Below are 12,863 nucleotides of genomic sequence, written 5' to 3'. Positions count from 1 at the left end.
TTCCTCACCATGCAGCACCGGTGTACGCACGGGTTCCGGGACGGACGTCGCGGCTGCGGAGGAGGTTCTCCACCCTGAGCGGGAGCATTCCGGACAGGTCGACCACCGCCACGGCCTCGTGGGCCAGTACTTCCTCACACACCTCTGCGTTGTTCGTTCCGAGGAGGATCACTTCCGCTCCCTCGAGGCAGTCGGTGACGGAGTCAGTCAGCATCTCCGAGAGGTGAGGCAGCGTGGCCTCGACGAAGGCGGCATTGGCACCCATCAGACGATCGACGTCGACGATCGGGTCATAGGCCTTCACGGCGATACCTTCGGCCTCCAAGGCTGCGGCCAACTTCACGTACGGGCTCTCGCGGAGATCATCCGTCGACGGCTTGAACGACAAGCCGATCTGCGCCACGGACGTTACGCCGAACCCCTTCACGACGTCCACGATCCGCATGATGTGGCGGTCATTGGAGTCGTTGAGGCTCTGCAGAAGGGGAACGGTCTCGGCAAGTTCGTCCGCGTGGTGCTGCAAAGCCTTCACGTCTTTCGGCAAACAAGACCCTCCGAAAGCGAAACCCGGGCGAAGGTACTTGGCGCTGACATTGAGGTCGCGGTCCTGTACGAAGAGGCTCATGACCTCGCGGCCGTCGATGTCCGATGCTTGGCAGATCCGCGCGATCTCGTTCGCGAACGTCACCTTCACCGCGTGATAGGCGTTCGACGCGTACTTGAGCCCCTCCGCGACACCGGTAGAGACGACCTGAACGGGAACCCCCAGTGACGAGAACAACTCCGCGGGGAGTTCGGCGGAGGCAGGATGCTCGGCTCCGATCACGCTGAGCGGAGGGTTCTGGAAGTCGATGATCGCCGAGGACTCACGGAGGAACTCGGGGGTGAATGTGACGAAGAAGTCCGTGCCCTCAGTCAGCCCTGAACTCGATTCCATCAGAGGGATGAACTCGTTGCGGGTGGTGCCCGGGAGCACGGTGCTCCGCAGCACCACGGTCAGCGGCTTGCTCCGACCCTGCAGTCTCGTGCCGAGGTGGGTGGCGACAGCCCGCACGTAGGTCAGGTCGAGAGCGCCCGTCTCTGCCGAGGGCGTCCCGACGCAGACGAAGACGACATCGACGTCGTCGATGCGCGCGAAGTCAGTGCTCGCACTGAGGCGCCCGGCGGCATGGTTGGCAGCCACCATCTCGTCGAGCCCCGGCTCCACGATGGGAGTATGCCCGGCATTCACCGCCTCGACCTTCATCGCGACGGAGTCGATTCCGACGACCGTGTTCCCTGCGTCGGCCAGGCATGCCGCCGTGACGCATCCGACATATCCGAGCCCGATGACTGCGACCTGCAAGCGTGTTCCCCTCGTTGATGACCTCGACCGCGGGCTGGGCCCGCCACATCACCCTACAGGCGAAAATCCACGCTTCTGAGCGCCCGGGTTCAGGTCAGGGTCGGGATGTTCGTACGGAGTCCGGCCCCGTCGCGGGGGTGCGCCACCACGTCCGTCTTGCCTCGAGCAACCACCCCCGCGATGACTTCCCGCGCCGAGGACTGAGTGAGCGCGGCTCCGGCGAGGATCCACAGCGGGCCGGCAGCATCGAGACCGCCGGCGGTCTCCGAGAACAGAGTGATCAGAACCGCGGCCGTCAATGCCACTCCGGGGATGGTACGGCCGGCGCCCACGCCCTTCACGAGCAGCCAAGCCAGAATGATCAGACCGATCCACCCGATCGCGGTGAGGAAGATGGCCGCGAGGCTCTCGGCCGCGCCGGAGGCGGCACCCTCGAGTTCGAGACTGGCCACGGAGTTGCCCACCAGCCCGAAACCGCCACCTAGCGGATGCGTCAGAGCATAGGTCAACCCGAAGAGGAAGCCCTCGGCATGCCTACCGCTCTGCCCCTGAGTAGAGATCTCAGAATACGCGACGAAACCCATCACCAAGCCGACGACAGCGAAGGCGAGTCGTCCGGAGTATCGCGAGATCAGCGGCTGGACCAAGGCGAGCCCGAGCACCACGAAGCCACCCCGGCCGAGCGATGCGATCGTCATCCCGCAGAACAGGACCGCGAGCGCGTAGAACGCGACGCCCCGCTTCATTGAGGAGAAGCGGAGCCAGAGGAGTCCGCTCGCCGCGAGAATTCCGAACGAGGGCGGATTCAGCACCAACCCCCCGACCCGGGAGAGCACGACGCCGTCCGACAGGAAGTATCGGTAGGCGGCGGGCAGACCGTTCTCACGGATGCTCGACGTGGAGAAGGCATTGAGCCCGGTTGCGGTGGCCGGGTCGATCAGGCGCAGACCGCCCAGCTCGAGAACGCCGTACAGTGCCCCGACCGCGATGAAACCGACCACGACCGGCGATGCGCGTCTGAGCGCTTCGCGGTCCACCATCATCCCGAAGAGCAAGAGTATGGCCGGAACGCCCACCTGCCGGAGCTGGTAGAAGCCGACGGACAATTCTGTGGAACGAAGCAGCGCCACACCGAGGAACGATACGAAGACGACAAGGGTCAGCACCAGGGAGAACTTGCCCTGCAATCGGCTGGACAACCTGATGACGATATAGACGACGAACCCGATCAGCACCGCGTCGTCGAGCCAGAGAGCCAGCGAACTGCCGGTCAGTGCGCTGAGGGCCCGCTGGCAAGCCGACGCAGCGACGAGCAGCCCGATGAGCAGCACCGGCTTGTTCGACAGTGCGGCTACGACCGAGGCGAGCGCGATTGCCACCACCAGCACAGTGACCACGCCATTGGGGCCGCCGGAGACGGCCCCGAAGGTGACGAGAGGAACTGCGATGACCCCGGCGAGTAGAAATCCGGCGTCTCTCGACGTCGAGTTGTCGCGTGGATTCGATTTGGACATCAGGCCTCCCCTCACGTCAGCTTACTGAAGTCGCGACGGGAGTCGCGCCGGTCACTCGGCGGAGCCGTCGACGAGCACGTTCCTGACCGAGTTGTCCGAGCCGAGGATCCGGATGCGCACGTCGCCACCGTTCCGGATGTCGAGACCGTCGATCGACGATCCGTCGTTCATCTCGACCGCCACTCCAGGAGTGTCCATGATCACGCAGTCCTGGATGTCCGCCGGACCGCGGCAGCGGATGCCTATCCCGTCCTGGACGTTCTGGATCATCACTCCGCTGACCCTCGCCGGCACGGAGACGACCTCGGCGATCGTGACGCCCGACACGCTGACGTCGCGGACGCGCCCCCCCTTCACTGTTGTGTTGTCGGCTCGGACCTGCACTCCGCCGTTGCCTCCCGAGACGTCGGGGATCATGACGATGCCCCACCCGAGGCGGTGTGTGTCGATGGCTTTGTTCGAGCAATCCTCGGCCCGCGGCGCGAACGTACAGTCCTCGGGCTCGCCGGCATGGCCGACCTGATCGATCAGACCCCCGGCATTCGTCGTCACCGCATGGCGCACACGGGTCATGAAGCCACCGACCATCACATCACGGGACGAACCTGATACGTTCACGCCGTATCCGAAGTAGTCGACGCCGTCGTCGAGCAGGTCGCGTACGGTGCAGTCGATCGTTCCCCCGTGGCAGTGGGCGACTGTGACACCGATCCCCCCATTCGAATGGACCTCGATCCCGGACACCTCGGGCTTCTCCACCGCCTTGAGGGTGACCAACGAGCTTTTTCCCTTGCGCGGATCGAGATTGTAGATCTCGCCCTCGCCATCGATACGGATCGTTGGAGCGAGCTGCACCGACGAGGTGCGCGGGTCCTTGTCGATGACCCGAGGGAGAGGCCGGTCGATGTAGACACGGTCGCCGTCGACTGACGTCACCCGCCTCAGGTAGCCGTAGCGATCACCGGAGTTCTTCACCTTGTTCGCACCCGACAGCAGCAAGTACTCGTTCTTGGAATAGCGAGCAGGAGAATCGGTCACGAAGTGCTCGGCACCCTCTCGCATGGTGTGCCCGGTCCTCTCTCTGAACACGATCGAGCCCATGCGACGGATTCCGTTGTGGTCCCCGCGCACCTTGAGTGCGCTACCGGCAGAGAGCGTGACCCGCTGCACGTGGTGCGGCACATCGATCGGAGAATCGATGGTGAACCGCCCACTCAATACGACCGCCGGCCCGGCCGAAGCCAGGAAGCGCTTCAAGGCCGTCGATGCGTCGCGATCGGAGTCCGACAATGCCGTGAGCTCAGCGCTGTCGGCGGTGTCCGTGAGTTCGGCGGACAGCATCCGTCCGTTCGTGAGGGCAGAGAGACTCAGCCCGCCGATGACTCCCAACCCGACCGTCGCCAAACCGCTCGTCGCGACCAGCAGAAATGCCCTGCGGGTCGGACGGGGTGTCTCACTGGCGTTGGATTCCTCGTTCACGAACTCCTCTCCACTGCCATTCAACACAGGCAATGTTTCAGGGCGACTACCCGCGGGCTGGGAATATGGCCTGGGTCTAGTTCGACGACGAAGCCTCGATGGGCGACCGGGCTCGGCGCCCCTGCAGCCACCTCACGAGCCGGATCGCTTCGAGTACCAGGAAGGCACCTCCGACGATTCCCCCGATGATGATGATGGCGAATTTGATCCCGTCCTCGACCTCGATCGGCAGCAGCACCGAGGCCGCCCACGCGGCTACTGCGAGCAACGGTGCAGCGATCCACGCCGCCCTCCGCTTGAATCGCGCACTCCAACCCGGTCCACGCAGGCCCCGTGCGCCCAGCCAGGCTGCAACGGCGCCCCAGGGCAGAAAGGCGGCGTAGGCGATGACGTTGGTGGTGAAGAGGATGTTCATCATGATGAGCACGCCGAGGTGGAACACCGCGGCGAAAGCGATCATGATGCGGAACGACCGCCAGCTGATGGCTGCGATGATGAGTCCGCCCTCGAGTGCGATGGTCAGCCAATCGAGCGGTTCCCAGAAGATCGGACTGGTGATGTGACCGAACAGCGGTGCGAAGCCGACCGTTCTCTCGTCGATCAGGAGTTCATACCAGTAGTGGCCCTCGGTCGCCTGCGTGCCCGGTCGCAACCATCCACCGAGGAACTTCGGGACGGCCGCCGTGGCGAATCCCACTCCGATCAGGACGGCGAGCAGCCGGAGGGGCCACTGCGCCACGGGCCGCTCCGGCACGCGGGACGACAGATCGTCCACCGAGTGCCGGGCCCCCCAGCCCGTCCACACCACCAGGAGCGCGATCAACGGGAGGAAGATCGTGTGGTCGATCTTGCCGAAGCTGTAGGTCAGCCCGAAGACCGAGACCATGAGCAACCCTGCGGCGACCGAGGCCACGCGCGTGTGGATGCCGAAGACGACGAATGCGAGTGCGAGTGCGAGTGCGAGCTCGAGGGCGACGAGCACCGGGAACGGCGGGAGTTCCGACAGGAGCTGGAAAGGCCCTGGCGGCGGGTCGAAGAAGGATGTCGGGTACGAACTGAGGAACTGCGCGTTCGGCAGGAGCAGCAGAGCCGCCACGGCGAAGACGATGCGGTAGATGCTCACGTCCTCCGCGGTGAATGGCCCGCGGAGCACCCATCGGTCGAAGATCTTCATTCGGCGGCTCCCCTCAGCTGGACGACGACCGTGCTCGTCACCGTGCCCGGTCGCACATCGGGGTCACGGACGTCGATCTTCTGCTGCGTCCAGTCCACGACCATCGTGGTCGGATCGGCTTCCGGGAACCTGCGGCCGAGGAGCTCGCGGAGGTACGCGACCGTGGCGGGCTCGTTGGCGTGCGCCTCGTCGAAGAACGCGGACTTGAACACCGACGTGCTCAGGAGCTTGGCATCGGGCAGGATCTCCTCGAATGGAACCTCCTGCTCGGTGCCGTCGGCGAACGTGACGTGGACGATCGGAACCCGGGCGGTGAGCGTGTCACCGACGAGCGGGGTCGCGGCGAAGCTGGGCTGGTAGACACCCGGATACGGCTGGCCGACGACGCGCTGCACGACCAGCTCGAGCGGCAGCAGGAGTATTGCGACCGCGAAGACCACGCGAAGCGAGACGGTGCGCACCCGGTTGACCTCGCGGGGCACCGACTGCTCACCGTTGCGGATCGATCTTCTGTCTCGCACGCGTCATTCCCCGACTGCTCGGCTTCGTCCCCCGCGGATACGGAGCATCCAGCGGACAAAGCCTAACGGGTGCCGGTCAGAGTCGCGATTCGATGGCGTCGGCGAACACACCCGCCAGACCCGTGGTGAACGGCACCGTCAGGTGGTGCCCGTCGCGGTAGACCAGGACGTCTCCGATGATCGGAGGGCAGAGGTCGGCGTCGCAGATGTACGGGTTCAGATCGAGGAGTCGGGCCCCCGTGGCTTCGGCCGCCTGCCGCTCCGCGTTCAGCGCACCGTCATCGATCGCCTCCTCCGGAGCGAGACCGCAGTAGTCCGCGTCATCGAGGTGAGCCGAAAGGCAGATGGAGGGAGTGATCCCCATCACGGGCGTCTCGCCCAGAATGATGACATCCGTCGATGCCGGGAGTGAGCGGACGACGTCGACGATCCCCTCCTCCCAGTAGCTGTCGAAGTCTTCCGACCCGTGGTCCACGTCCGTCGACCGCGCGAAGTTCGCGAGGATGACGACGTCGGGCGGGTCGGCCACAAAGCGATCTATCACGTTCTGCCGCCACTGATCGCATTCCGGATATGGTTCGTTGTTCAGGGTGCTGACGACCGTGACGGAATTGCAGGAACTCTTGGTGTTGGAGTCCAGATGGATGCGCCCCTGGTCGGCCAATTCCGCGAGCGGTGGGAACCAGTGGGCGGCGTGCGAGTCGCCGAACAGCGCCACGTCCGGCGCATCATCTGGGCCGAACTGACATCCCGTCGCATCGGTCTCGGCGAAGTCGAGGTGGCAGCCGTTGTCCGAGATGATCGGGTTGGCATCGCTGGCTTCGCGGAGTTCCGGCCGGAGATTCTCCGGCACGAAGTCGGTGCCGGATGGGTTCGCCCCCGCCGTGTACGCCGGGGCGGACCGCTGCGAGTGCAGCGGGATGGTGCCGACCGCCACTATTCCGGCACCGCACAGCGCAGCGATGACGATCGAAGCGCTCCCGGCGACGAGAAGGCTCCGGCGCGGCCTGGCCTTCGTCAGCGCGCGTGGATTGCGCGCCGGCGTCTCGATGAACCGGAACAGCAGCCAAGCGAGCGGGACGCACAGCACAGCGAGTCCGGCAGTGGCCCAGACGGGCAGCGGATCGCGCACACCTACCGCAGCCTGGACGATGAGCAGAACGGGCCAGTGCACGAGATAGAGCGAGTAGGAGATCGCGCCGATGAACAGGAGCGGCCGGATCGACAGGATGCGCTGCGGCAACCCTGCTCGACCTGCTCCGCCGATGATGAGCAGCGCCGTGGCCAGCACAGGGAGTGCGGCGCTGAAGCCCGGGAAGGACGTCCCGTCCGTGAAGAGGACCCCAGCGGCCGCCAGTCCTGCAAGACCCGCCCAGCTGAGCAGCGGCGAGCTGACCGCCGCCCATCGCTTCGGCGCACGGGACGTCGACGCGCCCTGACCGCTCCTCGAGCCGAGCAGGAACGCGACGAGACCACCGACCCCGAGTTCCCACGCGCGAGTCGGAAGGGAGAAGAATGCCCAGGGCTGGTCGGCGGTGGTCATCAGCACGCAAGCCACGAATGAGCATCCCGTCAGAACAGCGACGAAGGCGAAGAGCGCACCGCGAGAGCGACGGAACACGACGAACCCCAGCGCGAGCACCGCGGGCCAGAACAGGTAGAACTGCTCTTCGATGCCGAGCGACCAGTAGTGCTGGAACAGGGACGGCGTCTCTTCCCCGAGGTAGTCGGTGCCGATAAGAGCGAAGTAGTAGTTCGGAACGTAGAACGCCGTGGCGATCGCACCCTGGAGCATGGCCTTCAACTGCAGCGGGGGCACCCAGATGACGGACGCGACAACAGTCAGGACGAGGACTGTCAGGGCCGCCGGGAGGATGCGCCTGGCCCGCCTGGCGTAGAAGTCGGCGAAGTGGATGCGACCCTCGACCGCCAACGATCGCAGCAGGTGACTCGTGATCAGGAAGCCGGAGATGACGAAGAACACGTCGACACCGACGTACCCGCCGGGAAGGAACGGGACACCGGCGTGGTAGATGAGAACGAACCCGACTGCAATCGCCCTCAGCCCTTGGACGTCACCCCGGAAGCCCGACTGCTTCGTCGCGATCTCGGGTCTGCTCGTCGTCACGACGACACCGAAATCATCGTCGCCTCATCTCTGGCCGCGCTGCGACGCGAGATCCGACTCGATCGACGCCCACATCTCCTCCACGCGAGAGCGCACCTCTGCCCCTGCGATCCGGATGCGCTCCCCGAGCTCGGCGTTCTCGAGGATGTACTCGATCATGTCGGTGGACAGCGACGCGTCGCCGAGGGGGTCGCACAGGAGCTCCGGCACGCCGAAGTCGTCGGCGACATGGCTGTACTTGTGGCTCCAGCCGTGGATGATGGTCGGGACTCCCTGCGACAGCGCGCTCACGACCGCGTGGTACCGGCCGGAGACCAGCAGCGGAGCGGTCCCGATCAGCCCCTTCAGCTCGATCCCGTTCAGCCCTTCCACGATCTCGAAGTCGATGTTCGACGTCTTCGAGACGATCGAGGCGACCCGCCGGAGCACGTCGAGGTCGCTGCGACCTTCGTGAGCGAGGCCATAGGGCTTCAGTCCGCGCTCGTGGAGATCGACGGCGATGGCTGCGAGATTCTCGATGTAGCGCTGCTTCGCCTCCGGGCCGGCGGCTCGGGCGTAGATGTTCACATTCGGCACGATCGGCGTGCCGCCGCGATGTGACTCGTGCTGGGAGGGGAACCGCCCGGCGAGCCCGGCCGTGAAGTCGGGGAACAGGCGCACCGTTCCCGAGCCGGTCGCGAAGATGCTCTCGACGTGGGCGAGCGACTCAGGGTCTCGCGCGATGACCTGCCGGGATGCTCGCAGGGCGGTGAGGGTGGGCTCCGCGGTCTTGTCGAACGGGCCGAAGGCCTGGGGCAGCATATAAACGGGAACGCCTCTGGCCTTCCATGCGGCGAGCTTCCCAGCGCTCACATCCAGGCGCTGGTGCGCCCACTCGTCGCCGTATCGGAAGCCTGAGCCGTCGAACACCGCCGCGATCTCGGTCGGGAGCACCCACGGGAACCGCTTCCACACCCGCGAGAGCGCCTTGATCTTGGTCAGGCGGGTGAAAAGACCATAGAACCGCTGCGGAACGATCGGATAGACGCCGGCGAGCCTCTTCTTCAGGTCTGCGCCGTTCTGGAACTCGACGACGGGCACCATGCCGAACTGCTCGCGAATGCGCTCCGCGGCGGCGCGCAACATGAGATACGCGCCCTGGTTATTGAACTCCACGCCCACGAGAAGGATGTATTTCTTGGCCAACGAGTGCACTCCCGGAATGGTCTGGCGTGAACGACGCACGCCAGCCAAGCCTACGAGACAATTGCATGCGCCCGATCCAAGCGCGGGCCGACCACGAGGGCCCGGCCCGGCCGATGGTACTGTTTAGCGTCGCGAGGATGCGCCATGACGCGAGCGACTCGCACCCGGGCCGTCGCGCAATTCGCTCGGTCGAGTTCGACGGGCGCACTTCGCCCGAAGAGGAGACAGGTGGCAAGGATCACGGGCGATGCCCGCCGTTCACTCGGGAATGGCTTCTGGAACGCTGGGCAGCAGGGGCTGTCACTCGCCCTGAACGCCGTCATCGGCATTCTGCTCGTCGTCGCCGTTCCGGTCTCTGAATACGGCATCTACAGCTACGCAGTCGCTCTGTCCTCCATCGGCGTGGCCGTCATGTCGGCCGGGCTCTCGGGTCTCGCCGTGCGGGAGCTCGTCAACGAACGGGAGTCCAACGCGGCGATCGTCGCATCGTTGACGGTCATCCGGGAGTTCTTCGCCCTGGTCGGATTCGTCATCATCGGTGGCATCAGCCTGACGAGCGGTGACGAACTCGCGATCGCGGCGACGCTCCTCGCCTCATCGGCCCTGTTCGGGCGCGCCCTCAATGCACCGGAGCTCTGGTTCCTCTCGCACCTCCGGAGCAAGAAGACTGCGATCACGCGCATCTCCGTCACGGCTGGGTTGTTCGGCGTGCGCCTGGCCCTTCTGGCGCTGTGGCCCAACATCTGGGTCATGCTGGTGCTGTACTCGCTCGAAGGACTCATCTCCAGCCTGATCATCATCGGCATGTACCTGAAGGACAAGGACAGCCCTGGCTTCTCGCGTCCGGGCTTCGCCTCGATGTTCAAGCTCCTGCGCCGATCCTGGCCCCTCATGCTGTCGAGCCTCGCCGACCAGGCCAACCTCAAGGCGAGCATCATCGTCATCCAGGCGCTGCTCGGGTCGAAGGCTGTCGCCGTCTACGCGGCCGCCTCACGACTGAGCGAGATCTCGTTCTTCCTCCCCGTCGTCTTCATGAACTCCACCTTCCCGGTCCTGCTCAAGGTCCGGAAGGAGAAGGGCAACGACAGCCCGGAGTACCGCCGGATGCTCCAGCGGTCCTACGACCAGGCGTTCTGGATCGGCGTCGTCGTCGCCCTCGCCGTGGTCGTGCTCGGAACCGTGATCATCGACGTCATCTTCGGGCCCGACTACGAGGACGCGAAGACCGTGCTGTACATCCAAGCGGCGGCGTGCCCCTTCGTCTTCATGGGTGCGGTGTACTCGAAGTGGATCATCGCCGAGAGCTACCTGTGGTCATCGCTCGTCCGGCACTCGTTCGGCGCAGCCGTCAACATCGGCCTGAACTTCGCTCTCATCCCCACTACCGGAGTGACCGGCGCAGCCATCGCCACCCTGGTCTCGTACATCTGCTCGTCGTTCTTCGCCAGCTTCCTCGGCGCCAAGTCGAGGGTGGCCGGCCGCCAGATGGCCACCGCCGTCATCTGGCCGGTTCGTCTGCTCCGAAACCGGCTCGCGGCTCGCTAGCCCCAAATCGAAAAGGATCGCCGTGAAGAGAAGTGTCGCCGCCCGGGCCGTCTCGAGAGCTCGTCGGGAATTCGGGAAGTGGAGCCTCTCCGGAGGCCCCGTCCGCCGGAAGATCTACTACCGCCTGATCAGCGAGGCATTCGGGCGCGAGGAGTCGGCGGTCGACGCAGGCATCAGCGCCTACCATCGCACCCTCGGGTCTGGTCGCGAGATCTACACCCTTCGACGCAACGTCCACATGCTGGAGAAGGGCCTCACGATGAGGCCTCGCCGTGCGGAATTCGCGCTCGGCTACATCGGCACCACCGTGGGAGCCTTCGCCAATGTGCACGAGGCACCGTACCCGCCCCTGGGCGTCGAGGAATCTCGATGGATGCACGCCGTGCTCACGGAGTACTTCGAGGCCACGTCCGCCTCGGACAACCCGAAGATCGTACGACTGCGGGCCGACTTCGCCAGACTGACGCCCTTGCGTGCCACCGCCGTGTCGATCGCGTCCGGACCGCACCCCCCTCAGGCGATACCGTCTCCGATATCGATCGAAGATCTGCAGAGCCTCGCGTCGAACAGGCGATCCGTGCGCTGGTTCACCGAGGAGAAGGTGGATCGGGATCTGGTCGACGCGGCCATGCTGATCGCCGCCGAATCGCCCACCGCATGCAATCGCCAGCCCTACAGATTCCTCGTTTTCGACGACCCGGAGAGCGTGGCCCGCGTCGCCGAGATCCCCATGGGCACTGCCGGCTACGGAGAGCAGCTCACCGGAATGATCGTGATCGTGGGGGACCTCTCCGCGTTCTTCGACGAGCGGGATCGCCATCTGATCTACATCGACAGCTGCCTTGCGGCGATGGGCCTCGTTTACGGGCTCGAGAGCCAGGGTGTGGCCAGCTGCTGCATCAACTGGCCCGATCTCCCTGACCGCGACCGCGCGATGGCGCAGCTTCTCGGGCTGGCGGCCCATGAGCGCGTCGTGATGCTGATCGCGTACGGATACGCGGACCCCTCAGGCCTCGTCCCCTACTCCGCGAAGCGCCCTCTCGAGGCGGTCCGCGAGTTCCGGACCCTCTCATGATCGCCACGGAGCACCAGTTCAGCTGCGTCATCCCTACGCACCGTCGAGCGGACTTCCTAGTCGAGGCCGTCGAGTCGGTCCTGAGGCAGTCGTTGCTTCCGATCGAAGTCATCGTGGTCAGCGACACGGTGGACGGCGAGACGGAGGAGGCGTGCCGTCGACTTTCTACGTCATCGGCCGTGCCGGTCCGGCTGGTCGTCTACGCCGACACCCCAGGTGGGGCCTCGGAATCCCGAAACCGGGGAGCACGAGCGGCATCCGGCGAATACCTGGCGTTCCTCGACGACGATGACACCTGGGGCCCTGACTACCTCCAAGACGCGGCTGCAGCCTTCGAGTCCCAACAAGCTGACGTCGTAGTCACGTGGATCTCCATGTTCCGCGGAGAACAGCTCAAGGACGGTCCAGCGATCCGTGATGGCCTCTCTCCACGCGATGTCGTGGCAGTGAACGCCGGCACTATCGGTAGCAACATGGTCGTTCGGCGTTCAGCCTTCGATGCAGTCGGCGGCTTCGACCCCGCACTGCGGATGAAGAATGACACCGACTTCTTCTACCGGTTCCTCAAAGCCGGAAACCGGTATGCCGCCGTGCAGAAGCGTTCGGTCTTCCAGCGCAAACACGAGTCCGGTCAGCTGACCGGCCACTCCGGGGCGCGCGCCGATCATACGGAGCGCTACCTCGAGAAGCATCGAGCCGATCTGACTGCGGCCGACCGGCGGCAGCTGCGTTTCGTGATCCATCGCATCCGACGCAACTCATCCTCGAGCCGCGCCGCCCGGGCGTATCACCTCGCGATGTCGCTCCTTCACTACTCGCCGCAGCAGTATCTCAAGGACAGGGCCAACCGGAACGACCGGGACTTCTTCACGGTGCCCTCGATCGAACGCGACTGAG

The 12,863-nt window shown here is 65.3% G+C and carries 10 protein-coding genes; 3 read left to right on the top strand and 7 right to left on the bottom strand.

Annotated elements, in window-relative coordinates; genetic code table 11:
- Positions 1-4: 4 nt before the first annotated feature.
- The 7 genes from HQQ85_RS12285 to HQQ85_RS12255 all read right to left on the bottom strand — a co-directional run bounded on the left by HQQ85_RS12285 (position 5) and on the right by HQQ85_RS12255 (position 9,346).
- Positions 5-1,345, bottom strand: a complete 1,341-nt coding sequence (locus HQQ85_RS12285) for a nucleotide sugar dehydrogenase (protein ID WP_173182742.1) — start codon at positions 1,343-1,345, stop codon at positions 5-7.
- 89 nt (positions 1,346-1,434) lie between these two features.
- Positions 1,435-2,859 carry a hypothetical protein gene (locus HQQ85_RS12280; protein ID WP_173182741.1) on the bottom strand — a complete coding sequence of 475 codons (1,425 nt, stop codon included), beginning with the start codon at positions 2,857-2,859 and terminating at the stop codon, positions 1,435-1,437.
- Between the two features lie 51 nt (positions 2,860-2,910).
- Positions 2,911-4,338 carry a hypothetical protein gene (locus HQQ85_RS12275; protein ID WP_173182740.1) on the bottom strand — a complete coding sequence of 476 codons (1,428 nt, stop codon included), beginning with the start codon at positions 4,336-4,338 and terminating at the stop codon, positions 2,911-2,913.
- Positions 4,339-4,414: 76 nt separating this feature from the next.
- Positions 4,415-5,512, bottom strand: coding sequence for an HTTM domain-containing protein (locus HQQ85_RS12270; protein WP_173182739.1), 1,098 nt, complete (start codon positions 5,510-5,512; stop codon positions 4,415-4,417).
- Complete coding sequence (locus HQQ85_RS12265; protein WP_173182738.1) at positions 5,509-6,033, bottom strand: hypothetical protein; 525 nt, start codon at positions 6,031-6,033, stop codon at positions 5,509-5,511. Before HQQ85_RS12265 ends, HQQ85_RS12270 begins: the two co-directional genes overlap by 4 nt.
- 76 nt (positions 6,034-6,109) lie before the next feature.
- The gene (locus HQQ85_RS12260; RefSeq protein WP_173182737.1) at positions 6,110-8,161 is read right to left on the bottom strand and encodes an SGNH hydrolase domain-containing protein; all 2,052 of its coding nucleotides are present in this window, start codon (positions 8,159-8,161) and stop codon (positions 6,110-6,112) included.
- A 24-nt stretch (positions 8,162-8,185) separates the two neighbouring features.
- Positions 8,186-9,346, bottom strand: a complete 1,161-nt coding sequence (locus HQQ85_RS12255) for a polysaccharide pyruvyl transferase family protein (protein WP_173182736.1) — start codon at positions 9,344-9,346, stop codon at positions 8,186-8,188.
- Between the two features lie 228 nt (positions 9,347-9,574).
- On the opposite strand from HQQ85_RS12255, the gene HQQ85_RS12250 reads away from it, so the two are divergent.
- Genes HQQ85_RS12250 through HQQ85_RS12240 form a run of 3 tightly spaced genes read left to right on the top strand, consistent with a single transcriptional unit; the run spans position 9,575 to position 12,862 of the window.
- A complete protein-coding gene (locus HQQ85_RS12250; RefSeq protein WP_173182735.1) occupies positions 9,575-10,891 on the top strand; it encodes a flippase in 1,317 nt (438 codons plus the stop codon).
- Between the two features lie 22 nt (positions 10,892-10,913).
- Entirely contained in the window at positions 10,914-11,966 is a 1,053-nt protein-coding gene (locus HQQ85_RS12245) for a nitroreductase family protein (protein ID WP_173182734.1), read from the top strand.
- The gene (locus HQQ85_RS12240) at positions 11,963-12,862 is read left to right on the top strand and encodes a glycosyltransferase family 2 protein (RefSeq protein ID WP_173182733.1); all 900 of its coding nucleotides are present in this window, start codon (positions 11,963-11,965) and stop codon (positions 12,860-12,862) included. Before HQQ85_RS12245 ends, HQQ85_RS12240 begins: the two co-directional genes overlap by 4 nt.
- The last annotated feature ends 1 nt before the right edge of the window (position 12,863 follow it).

The sequence above is a fragment of the Herbiconiux sp. VKM Ac-2851 genome, assembly GCF_013205105.1.
Classification (GTDB): Bacteria; Actinomycetota; Actinomycetes; order Actinomycetales; family Microbacteriaceae; genus Herbiconiux; species Herbiconiux flava.
Note: the sequence above shows the minus strand (reverse complement) of the source record. Positions and strands in the feature narration are given on the sequence as shown.